General features: G+C 55.4%; 24 protein-coding genes. 21 read left to right on the forward strand and 3 right to left on the reverse strand.

The features are described 5' to 3' along the window. The first annotated feature begins 15 nt into the window (after positions 1-15). The 7 genes from PYW49_RS00150 (at position 16) to flgL (ending at position 7,068) form a co-directional block, all read left to right on the forward strand. Positions 16-771 (forward strand): flagellar basal body rod protein FlgF, encoded by a 756-nt coding sequence (locus tag PYW49_RS00150; protein WP_049007894.1) that lies wholly within the window; start codon positions 16-18, stop codon positions 769-771. An 11-nt stretch (positions 772-782) separates the two neighbouring features. Continuing rightward, positions 783-1,565, forward strand: coding sequence for a flagellar basal-body rod protein FlgG (gene flgG, locus PYW49_RS00155; RefSeq protein ID WP_008500810.1), 783 nt, complete (start codon positions 783-785; stop codon positions 1,563-1,565). A 57-nt stretch (positions 1,566-1,622) separates the two neighbouring features. Beyond that, positions 1,623-2,321, forward strand: a complete 699-nt coding sequence (flgH, locus tag PYW49_RS00160; protein ID WP_134349826.1) for a flagellar basal body L-ring protein FlgH — start codon at positions 1,623-1,625, stop codon at positions 2,319-2,321. Between the two features lie 12 nt (positions 2,322-2,333). Beyond that, entirely contained in the window at positions 2,334-3,431 is a 1,098-nt protein-coding gene (locus tag PYW49_RS00165) for a flagellar basal body P-ring protein FlgI (RefSeq protein ID WP_134349827.1), read from the forward strand. Then, on the forward strand, positions 3,431-4,384 hold the full coding sequence (flgJ, locus tag PYW49_RS00170) for a flagellar assembly peptidoglycan hydrolase FlgJ (protein ID WP_320385288.1): 954 nt from the start codon (positions 3,431-3,433) through the stop codon (positions 4,382-4,384). The genes PYW49_RS00165 and flgJ overlap by 1 nt, the downstream gene beginning before the upstream one ends. Positions 4,385-4,459: 75 nt before the next feature. Next, the gene (flgK, locus tag PYW49_RS00175) at positions 4,460-6,100 is read left to right on the forward strand and encodes a flagellar hook-associated protein FlgK (protein ID WP_320385289.1); all 1,641 of its coding nucleotides are present in this window, start codon (positions 4,460-4,462) and stop codon (positions 6,098-6,100) included. Positions 6,101-6,114: 14 nt separating this feature from the next. Then, positions 6,115-7,068, forward strand: a complete 954-nt coding sequence (flgL, locus tag PYW49_RS00180; RefSeq protein ID WP_134349830.1) for a flagellar hook-associated protein FlgL — start codon at positions 6,115-6,117, stop codon at positions 7,066-7,068. Between the two features lie 75 nt (positions 7,069-7,143). On the opposite strand, the gene PYW49_RS00185 is transcribed toward flgL, so the two are convergent. Further along, positions 7,144-8,358, reverse strand: coding sequence for an MFS transporter (locus PYW49_RS00185; protein ID WP_134349831.1), 1,215 nt, complete (start codon positions 8,356-8,358; stop codon positions 7,144-7,146). 145 nt (positions 8,359-8,503) lie between these two features. On the opposite strand from PYW49_RS00185, the gene PYW49_RS00190 reads away from it, so the two are divergent. Beyond that, a complete protein-coding gene (locus tag PYW49_RS00190; protein ID WP_407057594.1) occupies positions 8,504-9,406 on the forward strand; it encodes a LysR family transcriptional regulator in 903 nt (300 codons plus the stop codon). Between the two features lie 41 nt (positions 9,407-9,447). On the opposite strand, the gene rne is transcribed toward PYW49_RS00190, so the two are convergent. Next, the gene (gene rne, locus PYW49_RS00195) at positions 9,448-12,573 is read right to left on the reverse strand and encodes a ribonuclease E (RefSeq protein ID WP_320385291.1); all 3,126 of its coding nucleotides are present in this window, start codon (positions 12,571-12,573) and stop codon (positions 9,448-9,450) included. A gap of 572 nt (positions 12,574-13,145) precedes the next feature. Here rne and rluC point away from each other — a divergent pair. Continuing rightward, positions 13,146-14,093 carry a 23S rRNA pseudouridine(955/2504/2580) synthase RluC gene (rluC, locus tag PYW49_RS00200; protein WP_134349834.1) on the forward strand — a complete coding sequence of 316 codons (948 nt, stop codon included), beginning with the start codon at positions 13,146-13,148 and terminating at the stop codon, positions 14,091-14,093. Between the two features lie 79 nt (positions 14,094-14,172). Here rluC and PYW49_RS00205 read toward each other — a convergent pair whose 3' ends face one another. Beyond that, positions 14,173-14,757, reverse strand: coding sequence for a Maf family protein (locus PYW49_RS00205; protein ID WP_320385292.1), 585 nt, complete (start codon positions 14,755-14,757; stop codon positions 14,173-14,175). 140 nt (positions 14,758-14,897) lie between these two features. On the opposite strand from PYW49_RS00205, the gene yceD reads away from it, so the two are divergent. The 12 genes from yceD (at position 14,898) to holB (ending at position 24,688) form a co-directional block, all read left to right on the forward strand. Further along, positions 14,898-15,419 carry a 23S rRNA accumulation protein YceD gene (gene yceD / locus PYW49_RS00210; RefSeq protein ID WP_134349835.1) on the forward strand — a complete coding sequence of 174 codons (522 nt, stop codon included), beginning with the start codon at positions 14,898-14,900 and terminating at the stop codon, positions 15,417-15,419. A gap of 16 nt (positions 15,420-15,435) precedes the next feature. Next, positions 15,436-15,609, forward strand: a complete 174-nt coding sequence (gene rpmF, locus PYW49_RS00215) for a 50S ribosomal protein L32 (RefSeq protein WP_003857964.1) — start codon at positions 15,436-15,438, stop codon at positions 15,607-15,609. An 80-nt stretch (positions 15,610-15,689) separates the two neighbouring features. After that, positions 15,690-16,724, forward strand: a complete 1,035-nt coding sequence (gene plsX, locus PYW49_RS00220; RefSeq protein ID WP_134349836.1) for a phosphate acyltransferase PlsX — start codon at positions 15,690-15,692, stop codon at positions 16,722-16,724. 6 nt (positions 16,725-16,730) lie between these two features. Beyond that, on the forward strand, positions 16,731-17,684 hold the full coding sequence (locus PYW49_RS00225) for a beta-ketoacyl-ACP synthase III (RefSeq protein ID WP_023311150.1): 954 nt from the start codon (positions 16,731-16,733) through the stop codon (positions 17,682-17,684). Between the two features lie 15 nt (positions 17,685-17,699). After that, the gene (fabD, locus tag PYW49_RS00230; RefSeq protein WP_320385293.1) at positions 17,700-18,629 is read left to right on the forward strand and encodes an ACP S-malonyltransferase; all 930 of its coding nucleotides are present in this window, start codon (positions 17,700-17,702) and stop codon (positions 18,627-18,629) included. Between the two features lie 12 nt (positions 18,630-18,641). Next, the gene (gene fabG, locus PYW49_RS00235; protein WP_010429699.1) at positions 18,642-19,376 is read left to right on the forward strand and encodes a 3-oxoacyl-ACP reductase FabG; all 735 of its coding nucleotides are present in this window, start codon (positions 18,642-18,644) and stop codon (positions 19,374-19,376) included. Positions 19,377-19,530: 154 nt separating this feature from the next. Further along, complete coding sequence (gene acpP, locus PYW49_RS00240; protein WP_003857954.1) at positions 19,531-19,767, forward strand: acyl carrier protein; 237 nt, start codon at positions 19,531-19,533, stop codon at positions 19,765-19,767. Positions 19,768-19,859: 92 nt separating this feature from the next. Continuing rightward, positions 19,860-21,101, forward strand: coding sequence for a beta-ketoacyl-ACP synthase II (fabF, locus tag PYW49_RS00245; RefSeq protein ID WP_320385294.1), 1,242 nt, complete (start codon positions 19,860-19,862; stop codon positions 21,099-21,101). A gap of 120 nt (positions 21,102-21,221) precedes the next feature. Next, the gene (pabC, locus tag PYW49_RS00250) at positions 21,222-22,031 is read left to right on the forward strand and encodes an aminodeoxychorismate lyase (protein WP_320385295.1); all 810 of its coding nucleotides are present in this window, start codon (positions 21,222-21,224) and stop codon (positions 22,029-22,031) included. A 2-nt stretch (positions 22,032-22,033) separates the two neighbouring features. Further along, positions 22,034-23,056 (forward strand): cell division protein YceG, encoded by a 1,023-nt coding sequence (gene yceG, locus PYW49_RS00255; protein WP_320385296.1) that lies wholly within the window; start codon positions 22,034-22,036, stop codon positions 23,054-23,056. After that, the gene (tmk, locus tag PYW49_RS00260) at positions 23,046-23,687 is read left to right on the forward strand and encodes a dTMP kinase (protein WP_320385297.1); all 642 of its coding nucleotides are present in this window, start codon (positions 23,046-23,048) and stop codon (positions 23,685-23,687) included. Before yceG ends, tmk begins: the two co-directional genes overlap by 11 nt. Continuing rightward, positions 23,684-24,688, forward strand: coding sequence for a DNA polymerase III subunit delta' (gene holB, locus PYW49_RS00265; protein ID WP_320385298.1), 1,005 nt, complete (start codon positions 23,684-23,686; stop codon positions 24,686-24,688). Before tmk ends, holB begins: the two co-directional genes overlap by 4 nt. The last annotated feature ends 2 nt before the right edge of the window (positions 24,689-24,690 follow it).

A 24,690-nucleotide genomic window follows, 5' to 3' on the forward strand; every position in this document is an offset into this window, starting at 1 on the left:
TAACAGGAAAGCGCAATGGATCACGCAATATATACCGCGATGGGCGCGGCAAGTCAGACGCTCAATCAGCAGGCTGTTACCGCCAGCAACCTGGCAAACGCCTCTACGCCGGGCTTTCGCGCGCAGCTTAATGCGCTGCGTGCGGTCCCGGTGGAAGGGCTTTCCCTGCCGACCCGTACGCTGGTCACCGCATCGACCCCTGGCGCAGATATGACGCCAGGGCAGATGGATTACACCTCGCGCCCGCTGGACGTTGCTCTGCAGCAGGACGGCTGGCTGGCGGTGCAAACGGCGGACGGCGGCGAAGGCTACACCCGTAACGGGAATATCCAGGTGAGCGCGACGGGCCAGCTAACGATTCAGGGTCACCCGGTAATGGGTGAAGCGGGTCCGCTGACCGTGCCAGAAGGCTCTGAGCTGACTATCGCCGCGGACGGTACCATTTCGGCGCTGAACCCGGGCGACCCGGCTAACACGGTTGCGCCTGTCGGACGTCTGAAGCTGGTTAAAGCGGAAGGCAAAGAGGTGCAGCGTGGCGACGACGGCATGTTCCGTTTGACCCAGGCGGCTCAGGCGACGCGTGGTGCCACGTTACAGGCCGATCCGAGCATCCGCGTGATGTCTGGCGTTCTGGAAGGCAGTAACGTCAAGCCGGTAGCCGCCATGAGCGACATGATTGCCAGCGCCCGTCGTTTTGAAATGCAGATGAAGATCATCAGCAGCGTGGATGAAAACGCGGGCAAGGCTAACCAACTTCTGGCTATGAGTTAACAGGACTCCTTATGATCAGTTCTTTATGGATCGCGAAAACTGGCCTGGACGCCCAGCAAACCAACATGGACGTGATTGCCAACAACCTGGCAAACGTGAGTACCAATGGTTTCAAGCGTCAGCGCGCCGTTTTCGAAGATTTGCTTTATCAAACCATCCGTCAGCCGGGTGCGCAGTCTTCTGAACAGACGACGCTGCCGTCAGGTCTGCAGATCGGTACCGGCGTTCGTCCGGTGGCCACCGAGCGTCTGCACAGCCAGGGTAACCTGTCTCAGACCAACAACAGTAAAGACGTGGCGATCAAGGGCCAGGGCTTCTTCCAGGTGCAACTGCCTGACGGGACCTCTGCCTATACCCGTGACGGCTCTTTCCAGGTCGATCAGAACGGCCAGCTGGTGACGGCGGGCGGCTTCCAGGTTCAACCTGCGATTACCATCCCGGCGAACGCCCTGAGCATCACCATCGGACGTGACGGCGTGGTCAGCGTGACCCAGCAGGGGCAGGCTGCGCCTGTTCAGGTAGGACAGCTCAACCTGACCACCTTCATGAACGATACCGGTCTGGAAAGCATTGGTGAGAACCTCTACACCGAAACGCAATCCTCCGGTACGCCAAATGAAAGCACCCCGGGCCTGAACGGCGCGGGCCTGCTGTATCAGGGCTATGTTGAAACCTCCAACGTGAACGTGGCGGAAGAGCTGGTGAATATGATCCAGGTCCAGCGCGCGTATGAAATTAACAGTAAAGCAGTGTCGACGACCGATCAGATGCTGCAGAAACTGACGCAACTCTAAGGTGTAGCCCGGTGCGGTAAACGCCGCGCCGGCTCCCTGTTTTCGAAGATGAAGGCAATGCAAAAAAACGCGGCGTTTCGTTATCCGATACTGACTGTTCTGGCTGTCACCCTCAGCGGGTGTGCTTTGATCCCGTCTAAACCATTGGTCCAGGGTGCGACGACTGCCCAACCCGTTCCTGGCCCATCGCCAGTGGTAAACGGCTCCATTTTCCAGACCGCGCAGCCGATTAATTACGGTTATCAGCCGCTGTTTGAAGATCGCCGCCCGCGTAATGTCGGCGATACATTGACCATTGTGCTGCAGGAAAACGTCAGCGCGAGCAAAAGCTCGTCGGCGAATGCCAGCCGCGATGGCAAAACGAATTTTGGCTTCGATACCGTACCGCGCTATCTGCAGGGCCTGTTCGGCAACGCGCGTGCTGATGTCGATGCCTCTGGCGGCAATACCTTTAACGGTAAAGGCGGCGCGAACGCCAGCAATACCTTCAGCGGTACGCTGACGGTAACGGTTGACCAGGTACTGGTTAACGGCAACTTACACGTTGTGGGTGAAAAACAGATTGCCATCAACCAGGGCACTGAATTCATTCGCTTCTCGGGCGTGGTTAACCCTCGCACCATCAGCGGCACCAACACCGTTCCGTCCACCCAGGTGGCGGATGCGCGCATTGAGTACGTCGGTAACGGCTATATCAATGAAGCGCAAAATATGGGCTGGCTGCAGCGCTTCTTCCTTAATTTATCGCCGATGTAAGCGAGGTGACCCATGTTTAAATCGATCTTCGCCGTGGCGCTCGCGCTGGTGGCAACGTTTGCCCAGGCTGACCGTATTCGCGATCTCACCAGCGTCCAGGGCGTCCGTGAGAACTCGCTGATTGGCTATGGCCTGGTGGTGGGGCTGGATGGTACCGGTGACCAGACGACCCAAACGCCATTCACGACCCAAAGCCTGAACAACATGCTTTCCCAGCTCGGCATTACCGTGCCGGCCGGAACCAACATGCAGCTGAAAAACGTGGCCGCGGTGATGGTCACCGCGTCCTTCCCGGCGTTTGCGCGTCAGGGACAGACCATTGACGTGGTGGTTTCCTCAATGGGTAACGCCAAAAGCCTGCGCGGTGGTACGCTGCTGATGACCCCGCTGAAGGGCGTCGACAGCCAGGTGTATGCGCTGGCACAGGGTAACATTCTGGTCGGCGGTGCGGGTGCATCCGCAGGCGGAAGCAGCGTGCAGGTGAACCAGCTGAACGGTGGACGTATCACCAACGGTGCGATCATTGAGCGTGAACTGCCGACCCAGTTTGGCGCAGGCAATACCATTAATCTGCAGCTCAATAATGAAGACTTCACGATGGCGCAGCAAATTGCCGATACCATCAACCGCAGCCGCGGCTATGGTAATGCAACGGCGCTCGATGCGCGTACCGTGCAGATCCGTACCTCCCCGGGCAGCAGCAACCAGGTGCGTATGCTGGCCGATATCCAGAATATGGAAGTGAACGTTCCGGTACAGGATGCCAAAGTGATCATCAACTCCCGTACTGGTTCAGTGGTGATGAACCGGGAAGTGTCGCTGGACAGCTGTGCCGTCGCGCAGGGTAACCTCTCAGTAACGGTAAACCGCTCCGCGAACGTGAGCCAGCCGACTACGCCATTTGGTGGCGGTCAGACGGTGGTAACACCGCAAACGCAGATTGATATGCGTCAGAGCGGCGGGTCACTGCAGAGCGTTCGCTCCAGCGCCAACCTGAACAGCGTGGTGCGTGCCCTGAACGCCCTGGGGGCAACGCCGATGGACCTGATGTCCATCCTGCAATCCATGCAAAGCGCGGGCTGCCTGCGCGCCAAACTGGAAATCATCTAATGCTGACCGATAGCAAACTGTTGACCAGTGCAGCCTGGGATGCCCAGTCGCTCAACGAACTGAAAACCAAAGCAGGCAAAGACCCGGCGGCGAATATCCGCCCGGTCGCCCGCCAGGTGGAGGGGATGTTTGTACAGATGATGCTGAAAAGCATGCGTGAAACCCTGCCGAAAGACGGGATGTTCAGTAGCGATTCAACGCGTCTCTACACCAGCATGTATGACCAGCAGATTGCGCAGCAGATGACCGCCGGTAAAGGCCTCGGTCTGGCTGACATGATTGTGAAACAGACCGAAGCCGCGCAGGGCATTCAGCCCCAGGAGCAGCCGCAGCAGGTACCGATGAAGTTCGACCTGCAAACGGTGACCAGTTACCAGAACCAGGCCCTGACGCAAATGGTGCGTAAAGCCATGCCGAAAGCGACGGGCAGTGGTGATGAGCCGCTCTCGGGTGACAGCAAAGACTTCCTGGCGCAGCTTTCGCTGCCTGCGCGCCTTGCCAGCGAACAGAGCGGTGTGCCGCATCACCTGATTCTGGCACAGGCGGCGCTGGAGTCGGGCTGGGGTCAGCGCCAGATCCGCAAGGAAAACGGCGAGCCGAGCTTCAACATCTTCGGCGTGAAGGCCACCTCCAGCTGGAAGGGGCCGACAACGGAGATCACCACCACCGAATACGAGAACGGTGCGGCGGTGAAGGTCAAAGCAAAATTCCGTGTCTACAGCTCTTATCTGGAAGCACTGTCCGACTATGTGGGGCTGCTGAGCCGAAATCCGCGTTATACCGCCGTCACGCAGGCGTCGACAGCGGAGCAGGGCGCGCAGGCGCTGCAAAATGCGGGCTACGCGACCGACCCGAACTATGCGCGTAAGCTCACCAGCATGATTCAACAGCTGAAATCCATGGGCGAGAAGGTCAGCAAAGCCTATAGCACAGATATTGAAAATCTGTTCTGAAAGTTCTCAAGTCCCGGTGGAGGTTGCCGATAACCTTCATCAGGACTCGTGTCTGAACGTATAAAAGGAACCCCCATGTCCAGTTTGATTAACAGCGCCATGAGTGGCCTCAGTGCTGCGCAGTCGGCACTCAATACCGTCAGTAATAATATTTCAAGCTATAACGTGGCAGGTTACACCCGCCAGACCACGGTGCTGGGCGCCTCTAACAGTACGCTGACCGGCGGTGGCTGGGTGGGTAACGGGGTGTATGTCTCCGGTGTCCAGCGTGAGTATGACGCTTTCATCACCAACCAGCTGCGCGCTGCGCAGACGCAGAGCAGCGGTCTGACGACGCGCTATCAGCAGATGTCAAAAATTGACGATGTGCTCTCCGATACCACCAACTCGCTCTCCACCACGTTGCAGGATTTCTTCAAAAGCCTGCAAACCCTGGTGAGCAACGCGGAAGACCCGGCTGCACGTCAGACGGTGCTGGGTAAAGCGGGTGGTCTGGTCAATCAGTTTAAAACCAACGATCAGTATCTCCGTGACCAGGATACGCAGGTTAATACCGCCATCTCAAGCAGCGTGTCTCAGATCAACAACTACGCGACACAGATTGCGAATCTGAACGATCAGATTTCTCGTTTGACCGGTGTCGGTGCGGGTGCTTCGCCTAACGACCTGCTTGACCAGCGCGATCAGCTCGTGACTGAACTGAACAAAATCGTTGGCGTGGAAGTCTCCGTACAGGATAGCGGCACGTTTAATATCTCTCTCGGTAACGGGTACAGCCTGGTGCAGGGCAGCAAAGCCAGCCAGCTGGCGGCCGTGAAGTCCAGTGCCGATCCGGCTCGTACTACTATCGCCTACGTTGATGACGTGGCGGGTAATATTGAGATCCCTGAGAAATTTATCACCACCGGTTCTTTAGGCGGTTTACTGACCTTCCGTGCTGAAGATCTGGATAAAGCCCGTAACAGCCTGAACCAGATGGCGCTGGCCTTTGCCGATGCGATGAACACGCAGCATGAAGCCGGTTTTGATGCTAACGGTGATGCTGGCGGTAAGCTGTTCAACTTTGGTTCTCCGGCGGTGCTGTCCAACAGCAAGAATGGTGGTTCTGCGGTTGTCACGGCGTCTGTGGCGGACAGTAAACAAGTCCAGGCGACAGATTATAAGCTGCAATTTAATGGCACCGACTGGACTGTCACTCGTACATCAGACAAAACCAGCTTTACGATGACCCCGGACGCCAGCGGCAATTTGTCGTTTGATGGCCTTAACGTCAATGTGAGCGGTACGGCAAATACCAAAGACAGCTTTACCGTGAAGCCTGTTTCTAACGTCATCATGAACATGGATCTGGCGATCAGCGACGAGTCCAAACTGGCGATGGCGTCGCTGCAGAATGGCGGTGAAAGCGACAACCGTAACGGTCAAAAGCTGCTCGATCTGCAAAACGCTAAAGTGGTGGGGGGCAACAAAACCTTCAACGATGCGTATGCCTCTCTCGTCAGTACCGTCGGTAGCTCGACGGCGTCACTGAAGGTGAGTAGCCAGACGAAAGCCAATGTGGAAACACAGTTAATTAAGCAGCAGCAGACCATCTCTGGGGTAAACCTCGACGAAGAGTATGGCAATTTGCAGCGTTATCAGCAGTATTACCTGGCCAATGCCCAGGTACTACAAACTGCCAGTACGCTCTTCGATGCAATTATCAACATTCGTTAAGGTTGAGGTGAACAATGCGTATTAGCACCCAGATGATGTACGAACAGAATATGCGTGGGATCACCGATTCCCAGAGCAGATGGCTGAGCTACGGCGAGCAGATGTCCACCGGTAAACGCGTCAATCGTCCGTCGGACGATCCTATCGCCGCGTCACAGGCCATCGTTCTGTCGCAATCTCAGTCGCAAAACAGCCAGTTCGCCCTCGCGCGTACCTTTGCAACGCAAAAGGTCTCGCTGGAGGATAACGTGTTAACCCAGGTGAACACCGCGATCTCAAGCGTGCGCGAGAAGCTGGTTTACGCCTCGAACGGCACGTTAAGCGATGACGACCGTCTTTCTCTGGCGACCGATATTCAGGGGATTCGCGATCAGCTGATGAACCTGGCCAACACGACGGATGGCAATGGTCGCTTTATCTTTGCGGGATACAAAACCGAGAGCGCACCGTTTGATGCCGCTACCGGGGATTACAACGGTGGCACTGAGGCCATCATGCAGCAGGTTGATACGGCGCGAAATATGGCGATTAGCCATACTGGCCAGCAGATTTTTAACAGCATTACCAGTAATGCGGAACAACTTCCGGGTGGTGGATATGGCGAAACAAACATGTTCAAAATCCTTGATTCTGCCATTGCGTCGCTGAAGACACCGGTTGAGAACGATCCCGCTGCGGCAACGGCGCAAAGCCAGGTGATTGCCAACGCGCAAATCGGCATCAAGAACTCCCAGAACAATGTCCTGACGGTTGTTGCGGATGTGGGAACCAAGATGAACGAGCTGGAAAAACTCGATACGCTGGGTGATGACCGCGCGCTGGGTCAAACAAAGCAGATGAGCGATCTGGTGGACGTCGACTGGAACGAAGCGATTTCCTCTTACACCATGCAGCAGGCGGCTCTGCAGGCCTCTTATAAAGCGTTTAGCGATATGCAGGGCATGTCTCTGTTCCAGCTGAACAAATAACATCTTGACCTCTTAGAACATGTCTTGAAACTGGGCATGTTTTACTGCCCAATCCGTCTGGATTGGGCATTTTTTTTATGCAGCTTCTGCCGGTGCGGAGGCAACGCGTGCGCTTTCAATCAAACGGATTGCCAGTGCAATGACGCCACAGACTGTCGCCAGCGCGACCACGCCCGTCCAGCCAGCTACCGAGTAGATATTGCTGCCTAACGCTGAACCCAGCGCCATACCGATAAAGACCATTGTAAAGAGCAGAGCGTTCAGGCGACCACGTGCCTGCGGCTCAAGGCTGTATACCAGGTTCTGGTGGGCGACCAGGCTGGACTGCAGACCCAGATCGAACCCGACGGCGGAGAGGGCGATCAGAATCAGCTGCCCATGAACACCCAACGCGGGCATCAGGAACATCAGGGCGAAGGAGACGGTCACCAGGACGGCACCAAGCTGCGTGACTTTTCCCGCGCCCAGTTTGTCCGCCAGACCACCTGCCAGCGGTGCAGCTAACGCACCGGCGGCTCCGGCAATACCAAAACCACCCGCTACGGCACTACCAAGGTGATAGCGTTCCAGCAGCATGACCGCAAGCGTAGACCAGAAGGCGCTAAAGGCAATCGACAGAAAACCCTGAGCCAGCGCCGCGCGGCGCAGAGCCGGGTAACGACGCCACAGATGTTCCATTGAGCGCATCAGCGCCGGATAGCTCAGCGTGGAGTGAATGGCAAAACGGGGGAGTACCATCCACATCATCACCCCGATGAACGTAATGCTCGCCGCGGCCAGCTGGTACATGACGCGCCAGCCAAACGCTTCGCCCACCACGCCGCTCACGGTTCTTGATAATAAAATACCCAGCAGCAGCCCGGTCATTACCGTGCCCACGGTTTTCCCCTGTTTGCCTTCCGGAGCGAGGATCGCCGCAGCGGGGACGATATCCTGCGCCATGGTGGCGGCCATGCCGATGAGCAGGCTTGCCAGCAGCAGAGAATGGAGCTGCCCGGTCAGACTACAGCCGAGAAGAAACAGAGCCAGCGCGGCGCTTTTAATCAGGATTAACGTCCTGCGGTCATGGCGATCGCCCAGGGGAAGCAGGAACAGGATGCCGAGCGCGTAGCCTGCCTGAGTCAATGTGGGAACCAGCCCCATGCCTTCAATGCTCAGATGAAGGTCGGCACCCATCAGCGGCAGAAGGGGCTGCGCGTAATAGATTGATGCCACGCTGAAACCAGCCCCCAGGGCCAGCATAAAAATCACCCAGCGGCTTGCAGCGTGGGGAGTGGTTGTTGTGTTCATACGTTGTTCCTCATTCGTCGTGTGCAGCTATTTTTTATCAGTATGCCTTGCGACGGTAGCCAGCCCGGTGGTAAAACGCTTATACGTTGAACGTATAAGTGTAAAAGAAATGAAAAGAGTTGAGCGTATAGACAGGGTGGAGTTGATGCGGACGTTTGTCCGGATTGTTGAGGCAGGTTCGCTCTCTGCGGCGGCACGACAGCTGGCAACAACCCAGGCCACGGTGAGCCGACGGTTACAGTCGCTTGAGACCATGCTGGGCGTGCGCCTGATGTTACGCACCACCCACACGATGCGGCTGACGGATGACGGCGAGCGCTGCTATCAGCACGCCCGTCGGGTGATTGACAGCTGGCTGGCGCTGGAAGATGAGGTAGGGCAGTCGGAAGATGAACCTGTAGGCGTATTGCGGGTGCGGGCACCGCACGCGTTTGGTCAGGACCAGCTTCTGAAACCAGTAACCGAATTTTTGCAACGCTATCCACAGCTTTCTATTGAGTGGATGCTTAACGATCGGTCGGCGGATTTCCTCGGCGACAACCTTGACTGTGCCATTCGGGTAGGTGTGGAAGTCGATCCGGCGACCGTATCCGTGCTGCTGGCGGAAGTGCCGCGCTCGGTGGTGGCTTCTCCAGAACTGCTGGCCCGTTTTCCAACGGTCAACACGCCGGAGGATTTGCAACAGTTTCCCTGGATAGCTATCAGCTCTTTCTACCAGCGCCATGTGGAGCTTTTTCACGATGCATCACCCGCTACCGCACGAGTGACTATTACCCCACGCCTCAGTACCGACAGCCTGTATGTCGCACGCAATACGGCGCTCACCGGCCTTGGCGTGGCGGTGGTATCCAGCTGGACGGTACAGGATGATATTCGGCAAGGGCGGCTGGTGCATTTGCTGCCAGAGTGGCAGCCAGCCGCGTTACCGGTGCACCTGGTTTATCCCTGGTCCCGTTATTATCCGGCACGCTTGCGGCGTTTTCTGGAACTGATGCGGCAGGTAATGCCGGAGGTCACCGGGATGAGAAAGCCCGTGCAGCAGCCATAAAAAAAGCCGACCCGGAGGTCGGCTTTTTACTTTCTGTGTCGTTATTCGACAGACTGCGGACGCGTCGCCGGTGCAGTCGCCTGATGCGTTGCACTGTGGCCGCCTGCGGAGCCTTTACCTTCAAAGTGGAAAGCAGGGCGTTCCCAGTCACTGTGACGCGGGGCTTCAGGCACGTATTCCGGCGCTGGAGCGCGCGTCATAGGTGCTGTCGCCACGTGGGCAGCGGCTGGTGCAGAAACAACCGGCACTGGTTTCACTTCTGGCGCTTTCGCTTCTTCGGCTTCACGAACAGGTTCGACGGCAATCTCAACGTCCTGAACAACTTCTTCAGTAACGGTTTCAACTACGACTTCTGCCGCTTCTTCAACAGTGGCGGCAGGCTGTGCTTCTTCCACAACCTCTTCAGCCACTACGGTGTCTTCTTCAGCAATAAACTGCGGTGCGGCTTCAACCGGCGCGGCAATCACTTCAGGATGCGTGGTTTCCACTTCTACCGCGTGCGGGGTTTCAACCTCAACTGCCTGCGGTTCAACCATGGTAGCCGCTTCAGTCACCACCTCTTCAACTACAGCGACAGGTGCAATCACCTCTTCGGTCACAGGCTGTTCTTCAACAACCTGCTCCGGGCGAGCAACCGGGTAGCGGATCCAGACTTTGCCGGAGGCCATTTCTGGCGAAGCACAGGCAATGGTCAGTGGCATTGGCGACTGAGTCGGGTAACGCTCGTCACGATAGCGACGACGGCGCTGACCGCTGACGCGCAGATGACGTGGGGAACGACGTGAACGGCGCGGCATGCCGGCGTTATCACGGTTTTCACCGTTTTCATCCTGTTCAGCGTTGTTTTCAACGACCGCTGGCAGGTCGACTTTTGCCAGCTGTGTACCGGTTGCGCTCTCGCTTGTTTCAGCGGCGATAATGGTTGACTCTTCGGTTGCTTCTGAGGTGAAGCGAACTTTCTGAGTAAGCTGGCGCTGCTTACGACGCGGCATAACCTGAGTACGCTCTTCCTGCTCGGCGTCCTGCTGTTCAACAGGCTCTTCGCGGTTCAGGTTTTTGACTTCCTGCTGCGCCTGACGTTTCTCGTCGTTACGACGACGGCTACGTTCGCGGCGCGGCTGCTGGTCGTCACGCTGTTTGCTCTTCTCAGACTCATCGCCCGCCTGCTGGCGAATTTCACGATCTTCAACATTCGGCTGCTGTTTCTCGCGACGGTTGCGACGGTTGTCTTCGCGTTGCTCACGGCCTTCGCCATTCTCAGAGCGATTGTCACGGTTGTCACGACGCTCGCTGCGGTCATTACGGTCATTGCGGTCGTTACGATCGCGGCGGTTGTTCTGACGCTTACGGCGGTCCTGCTGACGCTCAGGTTTGGCCGCTTTTGGCTCTTCTTTCGGTTGCTCTGGCTGAACTTCCTCGCCGGCAAACATTTTCTTCAGTGCGCCGAAGAAGCGGCTCAGCAGACCCGGTTGCTCCGGCTGGGCTTTCGCTACAGTGGCTTCTGGTTTCTGCACCACAGGTGTTGCAGCAGGTTTTTCCAGGGCTGTTTCTGGTGGCGCTTCAGGCATGATGAAGGTCGCTAACGCAGGCTGCTCTGGCAGTTTACGTTCAGCAGGCTCTTCATCGGAAGGCAGGGCCATCTCTTCTTCATGCAGCTTAGGCAGCAGGTAGCTGAGGGTGGTTGTCTCTTCGCCTTTACGGACGCGCAGCACGTGATAGTGCGGAGTCTGCATCTGATCGTTTGGCACGATGATGCAGCGAACGCCACCCTGACGCGCTTCAATTGCACTTACCGCTGCACGTTTTTCGTTCAGCAGGTAAGAGGCAACGGGCACCGGCACAATGGCGTGAACCTCTTTGGTGTTCTCTTTCAGCGCTTCTTCTTCAATCAGACGCAGGATAGAGAGGGACAGAGATTCGTTATCACGCACGGTACCGGTGCCTGAGCAGCGCGGACAAACGTGATGGCTGGACTCACCGAGAGACGGGCTCAGACGCTGACGGGACATCTCCAGCAGGCCGAAGCGTGAGATATGGCTAATCTGGATACGCGCCCTGTCCTGACGCACCGCTTCGCGCAGGCGGTTTTCAACCGCACGCTGGTGGCGTACAGGGGTCATGTCGATGAAGTCGATAACAATCAGACCACCCAGGTCGCGCAGGCGGAGCTGGCGGGCGATTTCATCAGCGGCTTCGAGGTTAGTGTTGTAGGCGGTCTCTTCGATATCGCCACCGCGCGTTGCACGCGCGGAGTTGATGTCGATAGCGGTCAGCGCTTCGGTGGTATCAATAACGATAGAACCGCCGGACGGCAGACGCACTTCACGCTGGAAGGCGGACTCAATCTGGGATTCAATCTGATAGTGGCTGAACAGCGGGATTTCACCGGTGTACAGTTTAATTTTGCTGGTGAAATCCGGACGACCCAGCGCGGCGATGTGCTGGCGAGCCAGCTCAAGCACTTTCGGGTTATCGATCAGAATCTCACCGATGTCCTGACGCAGGTAATCACGGAAGGCACGCACAATAACGTTGCTTTCCTGGTGGATCAGGAACGGAGCAGGGCGGCTTTCCGCAGCTTTCTGGATAGCTTCCCAGTGCTTCAGACGGAAGCTCAGGTCCCACTGCAGCGCTTCGGCTGATTTGCCTACGCCTGCGGTACGCACGATAAGCCCCATGCCATCAGGCAGTTCGAGGCTCGCCAGCGCTTCTTTCAGCTCGGTACGGTCATCGCCTTCGATACGGCGAGAGATACCACCCGCACGCGGGTTGTTAGGCATCAGAACCAGATAGCTCCCCGCCAGACTGATAAAGGTAGTCAGTGCGGCGCCTTTATTGCCACGCTCTTCTTTATCAATCTGAACGATAACTTCCTGACCTTCACGCAGAACATCTTTGATGTTTGGGCGGCCATGGGCGTTGTAGTTTGCAGGGAAATATTCGCGGGCGATTTCTTTCAGAGGGAGGAAACCATGACGCTCAGCACCGTAATCGACAAATGCAGCTTCAAGGCTTGGTTCAATGCGGGTGATTTTACCTTTGTAAATGTTCGCTTTTTTCTGTTCGTGTCCAGGACTTTCGATATCCAGATCGTACAGGCGCTGCCCATCCACAAGGGCGACACGCAACTCTTCTTGCTGAGTTGCGTTGATTAACATTCTTTTCATCGTAACTTACTCGTTATTCTTACATTGACGACAAAGCTGCGGGCAAGGTGACGCTTTCCGGGGTATGAACCGATGGCCTCGTGTCTATTCACGTCGCCAACCTCACGGTTGTCGCTCGCTTAAGAGGCGCAGAGTGTCGGTTGCCTGTGCTTCATACGGAAACACAGCGCAATTATCAGGGGAATTGCCTGGGAAGAACTCTCCAGAGAACAATCCTTATACCGGGAAGTACTGCAACCCGCAGCCCGCTAACTGCCTGAAAGATCAATACGTCTTACGCCATTGCTGCGTGGATGATCGGTCAGACAAAATTGGTCATTCCGTCAACATCCTTACTTAACCAGGATTTAACACGGAAAACAGCCTCATTATTCCACTGCTCGCCGGGTTATAGCAAGATGACTTTTACCAATTATCACCCGGTTACTCACAGTTTCTTCACTTCGGGGTGGTGATTGGTTTAATAACCACCAAATCGATTGCGCGAAACGGGGGACAAGCCGGATAAAAGTAAATATAAGCATAGAAAAATGAGTGGCGCTAATGGCTGACGATATTTAGAATCGCCAACCATGAAAACAGAGACTCCATCCGTAAAAATGGTTGCCATCGCCGAAGATGACGCGGGGCAACGTATCGATAACTTTTTGCGCACCCAGCTGAAAGGCGTGCCAAAGAGTATGATTTACCGCATCCTGCGTAAGGGCGAGGTGCGGGTTAACAAAAAACGCGTCAAGCCTGAGTACAAACTCGAAGCCGGTGACGAAGTACGTATTCCGCCGGTGCGCGTGGCTGAACGAGAAGAAGAGACCGTTTCACCTAAGCTACAGAAAGTAGCAGCCCTGAGCGATGTAATCCTCTACGAAGACGACCACATTCTGGTGCTGAATAAGCCGTCAGGAACGGCTGTCCATGGCGGTAGTGGCCTGAGTTTCGGCGTGATTGAAGGGCTGCGAGCCCTGCGCCCGGAAGCGCGTTTCCTTGAACTGGTTCACCGTCTTGACCGTGACACCTCTGGCGTACTGCTGGTAGCGAAAAAGCGTTCTGCGCTGCGTTCTCTGCATGAACAGCTGCGTGAAAAAGGCATGCAGAAAGACTATCTGGCGCTGGTTCGCGGTCAGTGGCAGTCCCATGTGAAAGTAGTACAGGCGCCGCTGCTGAAGAACATACTGCAAAGCGGCGAGCGTATTGTTCGTGTGAGCCAGGAAGGTAAACCGTCTGAGACGCGTTTTAAAGTTGAAGAACGCTATGAGTTTGCCACGCTGGTGCGCTGCAGCCCGGTTACCGGTCGCACCCACCAGATTCGCGTGCATACGCAGTTTGCAGGGCATCCTATCGCGTTTGATGACCGCTATGGCGACAGGGAATTTGATAAGCAGCTGGCAGGCACCGGGCTGTCGCGTCTCTTCCTGCATGCGGCAGCGCTGAAGTTCACCCATCCTAATACGGGTGAAATCATCCGTATTGAAGCGCCGCTGGATGAGCAGTTGAAACGCTGTCTTAAGGTTCTGCGCGGCTGATTATGTGCCGGGTGGCGCTGCGCTTATCCGGCCTACGAAATCCGTAGGCCCATGCAAGCGAAGCGCCGCTGGGCAAAAGTCACGCCGTCAGCGGATTACACTCTTCTCGCCTTAACATCTGACACAGGGCAATCAGCGGCAATCCTACTAGCGTGTTGGGATCGCGGCCGTCCAGCTTGTCAAACAGCGCAATCCCCAATCCTTCACTTTTGAAGCTACCCGCACAGTTCAGCGGGCGCTCCCGGCGTACGTAATCCATAATCTCTTGCTCACTGAGATGGCGAAAGTGCACGTCGAACGGCTCGCATTCCGTTTGCAGGTGACCAGAGGCGGAGTTATAGAGCGCCAGGCCCGTATAAAAGGTGACGATACTGCCTCGCGCACGCAGAAGCTGCTGGCAGGCGTTCTCCTCCGTATGGGGCTTGCCGGTGATTTCGCCGTCCAGCACGCAAACCTGATCGGAGCCTATAATCAAATGCGAGGGATAGCGTGCAGCCAGCGATTGTGCTTTCTCCTTAGCAAGACGCGTCACCAGATGACGCGGTGACTCGCCCGGCTGTGGCGTCTCATCGACTTCTGGCGCGGCGCATTCAAACGGGATCCCGAGCTTTTCCAGCAGCATTCGGCGGTAGGGTGACGTGGAGGCGAGAACAAGATTTGGCATATTTTTATCACCAGATATAGCGTATCGATGCCAGCCATTTTAAACTACAGGCCGCAATGTGTGCGAATAATTGGCAAAAGGCAGCCCAGGTTGCCTTTTTCTTTGACTCTATGACGTTACAAAGTTAATATGCGCGCCCTATGCAAAAGGTAAAATTACCCCTGACTCTTGATCCGGTTCGTACGGCTCAAAAACGCCTCGATTACGAAGGTATCTATACTTCCGATCAGGCTGAGCGTATTGCCGCATCTGTAGTCAGTGTGGACAGTGATGTAGAATGCTCCATGTCGTTCGCTATCGACAACCAGCGTCTCGCCGTTTTAACCGGTGATGCAAAGGTGACGGTAACGCTCGAGTGCCAGCGTTGCGGGAAACCGTTTGTACAGCATGTTCACACAACGTATTGTTTCAGTCCGGTTCGTTCTGACGAACAGGCTGAAGCACTCCCGGAAGCGTATGAGCCGATTGAGGTTAACGAATTCGGTGAAATCGATCTTCTGGCTCTGGTTGAAGATGAAATCATCCTCACCTTGCCAGTGGTTCCGGTGCATGATTCTGAACACTGTGAAGTGTCCGAGGCGGACATGGTCTTTGGTGAACTGCCTGATGAAGCGCAAAAACCAAACCCATTTGCCGTATTAGCCAGCTTAAAGCGTAAGTAATTGAGGAGTAAGGTCCATGGCCGTACAACAGAATAAACCAACCCGTTCCAAACGTGGCATGCGTCGTTCCCATGACGCGCTGACTGCAGTTACCAGCCTGTCTGTAGACAAGACTTCTGGTGAGAAACACCTGCGTCACCACATCACCGCTGACGGTTTCTACCGCGGCCGCAAGGTTATCACTAAGTAATCACGCGTCAGCGTGATTAGGCTTAGTGAGGATTTCCCCGTGCAAACGGGGAATTTACCGAACCAGGCTGCGACGATACCTTGACACGTCTAACCCTGGCGTTAGATGTCATGGGGGGAGATTTTGGCCCTTCCGTGACAGTGCCTGCAGCATTGCAGGCACTGAATTCTAATTCGCAACTCACTCTTCTATTAGTCGGCAATCCCGACACAATCACGCCATTACTTGCAAAAGCTGACTTTGAACAACGTTCACGTCTGCAGATTATTCCTGCGCAGTCAGTTATTGCCAGTGATGCCCGACCCTCACAGGCTATTCGTAATAGCCGCGGCAGTTCTATGCGAATGGCGCTGGAGCTGGTGAAAGAAGGGCGCGCGCAGGCCTGCGTCAGTGCGGGAAATACCGGCGCGCTGATGGGGCTGTCGAAATTGTTGCTCAAGCCTATTGATGGTATTGAGCGCCCGGCGCTGGTGACGGTGTTACCGCACCAACAAAAGGGTAAGACGGTGGTGCTCGACTTGGGTGCTAACGTCGACTGTGATAGTACAATGCTGGCTCAGTTTGCCGTGATGGGATCGGTGCTGGCGGAAGAAGTGGTCGGGATCAACAATCCCCGTGTTGCGTTACTGAACATTGGTGAAGAAGAGACCAAAGGCCTGGACAGCATTCGCGAAGCGGCTGAATTGCTCAAACAGGTTCCCTCCATCAACTATATTGGTTATCTCGAAGCCAATGAGTTGTTGACGGGTAAAACGGATGTTCTGGTGTGCGATGGCTTCACCGGAAACGTCACGTTGAAGACCATGGAAGGGGTCGTGCGCATGTTTCTTTCTCTGCTGAAATCGCAGGGAGAAGGCAAAAAAAGCGCCTGGTGGTTGATTTTATTAAAGCGTTGGTTACAAAAAAGCCTGACGCGGCGATTCAGTCACCTCAACCCCGACCAGTATAATGGCGCCTGTCTGTTAGGATTGCGCGGCATCGTGATTAAGAGTCATGGTGCCGCCAATCAGCGAGCATTTGCTGTCGCGATTGAACAGGCAGTGCAGGCGGTGCAGCGGCAAGTCCCTCAGCGGATTGCCGCTCGCCTGGAATCTGTATTAGCTAAAAGTGACTGAGCGTACATGTATACGAAGATTTTAGGTACCGGCAGCTACCTGCCAAAACAAGTGCGTACCAACGCCGATCTGGAAAAAATGGTAGATACGTCTGACGAGTGGATTGTCACGCGCACAGGTATCCGTGAACGTCGTATTGCCGCGCCAGACGAAACCGTGTCGACCATGGGTTACGAAGCCGCACAGCGTGCTATCGAAATGGCGGGCATTGATAAAGAACAGATTGGTTTGATCGTGGTTGCCACGACGTCTGCCACGCACGCTTTCCCAAGCGCGGCGTGCCAGGTGCAAAACATGCTCGGCATTAAGGGCTGTCCGGCGTTTGACGTCGCTGCCGCGTGCGCAGGTTTCACCTATGCACTGAGCGTTGCCGATCAGTATGTTAAATCCGGTGCCGTCAAATATGCGCTGGTGATCGGTGCTGACGTGCTGGCGCGTACCTGCGATCCGACCGATCGCGGAACGATCATTATTTTTGGTGATGGTGCGGGTGCAGTGCTGCTGGGGCAGTCTGAAGAGCCGGGTATCATCTCCACGCATCTGCATGCCGATGGAAGCTACGGTGAGCTGCTGACACTGCCTAACGCCGATCGCGTTAATCCGGATAACTCCATTTACCTGACTATGGCAGGTAATGAGGTGTTCAAGGTGGCGGTGACTGAGCTTGCGCACATTGTCGATGAGACGCTGGAAGCGAATAATCTTGAACGCACTGCCCTCGACTGGCTGGTGCCGCATCAGGCGAACCTGCGTATCATCAGCGCGACCGCTAAAAAGCTGGGCATGTCGATGGATAACGTTGTGGTGACGCTGGACCGCCACGGCAACACCTCTGCGGCGTCAGTACCGTGCGCATTTGATGAAGCGGTACGCGACGGGCGAATCAAACGGGGCCAGCTGGTCTTGCTTGAAGCCTTCGGTGGCGGGTTCACCTGGGGTTCCGCGCTGGTTCGTTTCTAGGATAAGGAATAAAAAATGACGCAATTTGCTTTTGTGTTCCCGGGTCAGGGTTCTCAAACCGTTGGGATGTTGTCTGAAATGGCAGCAAACTATCCGGTAATTGAAGAGACTTTCCGTGAAGCTTCCGATGCACTGGGTTATGATTTATGGGCGCTGACCCAGCAGGGGCCGGCCGAAGAACTGAACAAAACCTGGCAGACCCAGCCAGCGCTGTTGACCGCATCTGTTGCGCTGTGGCGTGTCTGGCAGCAGCAGGGTGGTAAAGCGCCAGCGCTGCTTGCGGGCCATAGCCTGGGTGAATACTCTGCGCTGGTCTGTGCCGGTGTGATCGCGTTTGCTGACGCGGTCCGTCTGGTTGAACTGCGCGGCAAATTCATGCAGGAAGCGGTGCCAGAAGGTACGGGTGGCATGTCTGCTATCATCGGTCTTGATGATGCTTCCATTGCAAAAGCGTGTGAAGAATCCGCTGAAGGCCAGGTGGTTTCGCCGGTAAACTTTAACTCGCCGGGTCAGGTGGTTATCGCTGGTCACAAAGATGCGGTTGAACGTGCTGGTGCAGCCTGTAAAGCCGCGGGCGCAAAACGTGCGCTGCCACTGCCTGTCAGCGTGCCGTCTCACTGTGCGCTGATGAAGCCAGCAGCCGAGAAACTGGCGGTTGAGCTGGAAAAAATTACGTTTAACGCACCGACGATTTCCGTTGTGAACAACGTCGATGTGAAATGTGAAACCACGCCGGAAGCTATCCGTGACGCGCTGGTTCGCCAGCTCTACAGCCCGGTACAGTGGACCAAAACCGTTGAGTTTATGGCCGCTCAGGGCGTTGAGCATCTGTATGAAGTCGGCCCAGGGAAAGTCCTCACCGGTCTGACAAAACGTATTGTTGACACCCTGACAGCCTCGGCGATTAACGAGCCGGAAGCGATGTCAGCGGCACTCTCGCAATAAAAGAGGAATACCATGAGTTTTGAAGGAAAAATTGCCCTGGTGACTGGCGCAAGCCGCGGTATCGGGCGTGCAATTGCTGAAACACTGGTTGCGCGCGGCGCGAAGGTGATTGGTACAGCAACCAGCGAGAATGGCGCTCAGGCCATCAGCGAATATCTGGGTGCAAACGGTAAAGGTCTGGTACTGAATGTGACCGAACCTGCATCTATCGAATCTGTTCTGGAAAATATTCGCGCAGAATTTGGTGAAGTGGATATTCTGGTAAACAATGCCGGGATCACTCGTGATAACCTGTTAATGCGAATGAAAGACGACGAGTGGAACGATATCATCGAAACCAACCTGTCATCTGTATTCCGTCTGTCAAAAGCGGTAATGCGCGCTATGATGAAAAAGCGTCATGGTCGTATTATCACTGTCGGTTCTGTGGTTGGTACCATGGGAAATGCTGGTCAGGCTAACTACGCTGCGGCGAAAGCAGGTCTGATCGGTTTCAGTAAGTCGCTGGCGCGTGAAGTCGCGTCCCGCGGTATTACTGTAAACGTTGTTGCTCCGGGCTTTATTGAAACGGACATGACGCGTGCGCTGACTGATGATCAGCGTGCGGGTACGCTGGCAGCTGTTCCTGCGGGCCGCTTAGGCGACCCTAAAGAAATTGCCAGTGCGGTTGCATTTTTAGCCTCTGACGAAGCGGGTTACATCACTGGTGAGACCCTCCACGTCAACGGCGGGATGTATATGGTTTAACCACGATGAAAAATATTTGCGTTATTAGGGCGAATGGCCTCAAAATAACGTAAAATCGTGGTACGAACTGCCGGGATTTAGTTGCAAATTTTTCAACATTTTATACACTACGAAAACCATCGCGAAAGCGAGTTTTGATAGGAAATTTAAGAGTATGAGCACTATCGAAGAACGCGTTAAGAAAATTATCGGCGAACAGCTGGGCGTTAAGCAGGAAGAAGTTGTGAACTCCGCTTCCTTCGTTGAAGACCTGGGCGCAGATTCTCTTGACACCGTTGAGCTGGTAATGGCTCTGGAAGAAGAGTTTGATACTGAGATTCCGGACGAAGAAGCTGAGAAGATCACCACCGTTCAGGCTGCCATTGATTACATCAACGGTCACCAGGCGTAAGTGAACATCTCCAGGCGGTCATTCGACCGCCTGAGTTTTATCTTTTTTAGTCCCACGAATCTCTTTTATTTTTCCCTCCCTGGAGGACAAACGTGTCTAAGCGTCGTGTAGTTGTGACCGGACTTGGCATGTTGTCTCCTGTCGGCAATACCGTAGAGTCCACCTGGAAAGCTCTCCTTGCCGGTCAGAGCGGCATCAGCCTAATCGACCATTTCGATACTAGCGCCTATGCAACGAAATTTGCTGGCTTAGTAAAGGATTTTAACTGTGAAGAATTTATCTCGCGCAAAGAACAGCGCAAGATGGATGCCTTCATTCAATATGGAATTGTCGCTGGCATTCAGGCCATGCAGGATTCTGGCCTTGAGATTACGGAAGAGAACGCAACCCGTATTGGCGCCGCTATTGGCTCCGGTATTGGCGGTCTTGGCCTGATCGAGGAAAACCATACATCTCTGATGAATGGCGGACCGCGCAAAATCAGCCCGTTCTTCGTTCCGTCCACGATTGTTAATATGGTGGCAGGTCACCTGACCATCATGTTCGGCCTGCGTGGGCCAAGCATTTCTATCGCGACCGCTTGTACGTCTGGCGTGCATAACATCGGCCAGGCCGCGCGTATGATCGCGTACGGCGATGCAAATGCTATGGTTGCAGGTGGCGCTGAAAAAGCCAGTACCCCGCTTGGCGTGGGTGGCTTTGGTGCCGCACGTGCGCTGTCTACCCGCAACGATAATCCTCAGGCGGCAAGCCGTCCATGGGATAAAGATCGTGACGGTTTCGTGTTGGGCGACGGTGCGGGCATGATCGTACTGGAAGAGTACGAGCACGCGAAAAAACGTGGTGCGAAAATTTATGCTGAAGTCGTTGGCTTTGGTATGAGCAGCGATGCTTACCACATGACGTCTCCTCCGGAGAACGGCGCGGGTGCCGCGCTGGCGATGGCAAACGCAATCCGTGATGCGGGTCTCACTCCAGCTCAGATTGGCTACGTTAACGCGCACGGTACTTCTACACCTGCAGGCGATAAAGCAGAAGCTCAGGCGGTTAAGTCTATCTTCGGCGAGTCTGCCAGCCGCGTAATGGTAAGCTCTACGAAATCCATGACCGGTCACCTGTTGGGCGCGGCGGGTGCAGTAGAGTCTATCTACTCGATCCTTGCGCTGCGCGATCAGGCTGTTCCGCCAACCATCAACCTGGATAACCCGGATGAAGGTTGCGATCTGGACTTCGTTCCTCACGAAGCGCGCCAGGTTAGCGGTATGGAGTACACCCTGTGTAACTCCTTTGGCTTCGGCGGCACGAATGGTTCTCTGATCTTCAAAAAGATCTGATCCTGAAGACCCGATAGCACTTAAGAAAGGTCCGCTTGCCGGACCTTTTTTATTATGTCTACTCTTCTTGTTGGCTGTAGGGCATCCTGCCAGACTAAACGCCTACGCATAGGAGCCACCATGTTTTTAATCAATGGCCTTGAGCAGGACGCGCTGCCTGCCAGCGACAGGGCGATACAGTTCGGTGATGGTTGCTTTACGACCGCGCGCATTCTGGACGGCAATGTCTGCCTGCTGGAGGCGCATATTCGACGCCTGCAACATGGCTGTGAAACGCTAATGATCCCATTTACGCACTGGGACATATTGCGTCAGGAAATGTGCGAACTGGCATCCAGGAAGCAGAGCGGCGTACTCAAAGTCATTATCAGCCGCGGCAGCGGTGGTCGGGGTTACAGCGCTGCATCGTGTCTTAGCCCAACGCGTATCCTCTCTGTCTCTGCCTATCCCGCGCATTACTCTCGCTGGCGAGAAGAGGGCGTCACGCTGACGCTGAGCCCGATCCGACTGGGACGAAACCCCATGCTGGCCGGGATTAAGCACCTCAATCGCCTGGAGCAGGTGCTCATTCGTACTCATCTTGAACAGACGGACGCCGATGAGGCGCTGGTTCTTGACAGCGAAGGGTTCATTACGGAATGCTGTGCGGCTAATTTACTCTGGCGGCAGGGAAGAGAGGTATTCACTCCGTCGCTGGATCAGGCTGGCGTTAACGGGCTAATGCGTCAGTTTTGTCTGGAGCAGCTGGCACACTCTGGCTTTCGCGTTGTCGAAGTAAGCGCAGGCGAAGCGGCGTTGCAGACCGCAGATGAAGTCATCATGTGTAATGCGCTGATGCCTGTTGTACCTGTTCGCGCGTATGGTCAACAACGCTGGTCTTCGCGCGAGCTGTTTCAGTTTTTAGCCCCGAAATGTGAGCAAACCAGATAGTCATGAAAAAAATGTTGCGCTTTGTCCTTATCCTCATCGTTGCGCTGGGTGTCGCTGGCGGAGCAGGCGTATGGAAAGTTCGCCAGCTGGCGAGCAGTAAGATCCTGATTAAAGACGAGACGATCTTTACCCTGAAAGCAGGCACCGGCCGCCAGGCGCTTGGGGAACAGCTCTATGGCGACAAGATTATCAATCGTCCCCGGGTATTCCAGTGGTTATTGCGCGTGGAACCTGAACTGTCCCATTTCAAAGCTGGCACCTATCGCTTTACGCCGGGAATGACCGTCAGAGAGATGCTGCAGCTGCTGGAAAGCGGTAAAGAGGCGCAGTTCCCTCTGCGGTTTGTGGAAGGGATGCGCCTGAGTGATTACCTCAAACAGCTGCGTGACGCGCCGTATATCAAACACACATTAAAAGACGATCGCTATCAGACGGTGGCCGAGGTGCTGAAACTTGAACATCCAGACTGGGTAGAAGGCTGGTTCTGGCCAGACACCTGGATGTACACGGCAGGTACGACCGATGTGGCGATTCTGAAGCGGGCGCACAAAAAAATGGTCGCCGCAGTAGATTCTGCCTGGGAAGGGCGAATGGAAGGACTGCCTTACAGCGATCGGAACCAGTTTGTAACGATGGCCTCAATCATTGAGAAAGAGACGGCCGTCGCTGCTGAGCGCGAACGGGTGGCGTCGGTATTTATCAACCGTCTGCGCATCGGCATGCGTCTGCAAACTGACCCTACCGTCATCTACGGCATGGGCGAGAGCTATGTCGGCAAGATCTCCAGGAAAGATCTGGAGACGCCAACGGCGTATAATACCTACGTGATTAGCGGTTTACCGCCAGGCCCGATTGCCACGCCGAGCGAGGCTTCGCTCAAAGCAGCTGCGCATCCGGCTAAAACACCGTATCTCTATTTTGTGGCTGATGGAAAAGGGGGGCACACCTTTAACACCAACCTTGCCAGCCACAATCGCTCTGTTCAGGACTATCTGAAGGCACTTAAGGAAAAAAATGCGCAGTAAATACATTGTCATTGAGGGACTCGAAGGGGCGGGTAAAACCACCGTCCGCAACGTGGTGGTGGATACGCTCAAAGCGCTTGGCGTGGCGGACATGGTATTTACCCGCGAGCCGGGTGGCACGCAGCTGGCTGAAAAGCTGCGCAGCCTGGTGCTGGATATTAAATCTGTCGGCGACGAAGTTATCACTGACAAGGCCGAAGTACTGATGTTCTACGCGGCGCGCGTACAGCTGGTTGAGACGGTTATCAAGCCCGCCCTGGCCGACGGCAAATGGGTGATCGGCGACCGTCACGATCTATCGACTCAGGCATATCAGGGCGGAGGACGCGGTATTGACCAGACAATGCTGGCAACGCTGCGTAATGCCGTATTGGGTGATTTTCGCCCTGACCTGACGCTCTATCTGGATGTTACCCCGGAAGTGGGTCTCAAACGTGCCCGCGCGCGCGGCGAGCTGGACCGCATTGAGCAAGAGTCGTTTGATTTCTTTAACCGCACCCGTGCGCGCTATCTTGAACTGGCCGCACAGGACAGCTCAATTTGCACCATTGATGCGACGCAATCCCTGGACGACGTCACGCGCGACATTCAGCAGACCGTTACGCAGTGGGTACAGGAGCAACAGGCATGAAATGGTATCCATGGCTGCGTCCGCACTTTGAACAGCTGATCGGCAGCTATCAGGCAGGTCGGGGGCATCATGCGTTACTGATTCAGGCATTGCCAGGCATGGGTGAGGATGCGTTGATTTATGCCATCACCCGTTTTCTGATGTGTCAGCAGCCCGAAGGGCACAAAAGCTGTGGTAAATGTCGCGGCTGCCAGCTAATGCAGGCGGGCACACATCCTGACTACTACACGCTTGAGCCTGAGAAGGGCAAAAGCGCGCTCGGTATTGATGCCGTGCGTGAAGTCAGTGAAAAATTGTACGAACACGCACGGCTGGGCGGCGCTAAAGTGGTCTGGCTTAAAGACGCCACGCTGCTAACCGAGGCGGCGGCTAACGCCCTGCTTAAAACGCTGGAAGAGCCGCCGGAAAAAACGTGGTTTTTCCTCTCGTGCCGCGATCCGGGACGATTACTGGCGACGTTGCGCAGCCGCTGTCGTCTTCATCACCTTGCTGTGCCTCAGGAAACGTGGGCGCTGAGCTGGCTGGAACGAGAGGTGACAACGTCACCTGAGTGTGCGCTGTCCGCACTGCGCCTGAGCAGCGGAGCGCCCGCGGCGGCACTGGCATTACTGCAACCAGACATCTGGTCACAGCGAGAAACGCTCTGCCGGGCCGTCGAATCTTCACTTAACAGCCAGGACTGGCTAAGTTTACTGCCGGCACTGAACTGCGATCGGGCCGATGAGCGTCTGCACTGGCTGGCCTCCTTACTGTTGGATGCGCTCAAGCTCCAGCAAGGGGCAACGCTGCTGACTAACCCGGACGTATGGCCACTGGTGAATACGCTGGCGAACCGCCTCTCAGGCACGATTCTTCACGCGATGCTTCATGACATTTGCCAGAGCCGCGAACAGCTTTTAACCGTGACTGGTCTTAATCGCGAGCTTTTACTGACCGACCAGTCACTGCGTATTGAACATTACCTGCAACCAGGCGTCACACCGCCTGTTTCCCATCTCTGAGA

This window comes from Enterobacter chinensis (genome assembly GCF_034008295.1).
In the GTDB taxonomy this organism is placed as follows: domain Bacteria; phylum Pseudomonadota; class Gammaproteobacteria; order Enterobacterales; family Enterobacteriaceae; genus Enterobacter; species Enterobacter chinensis.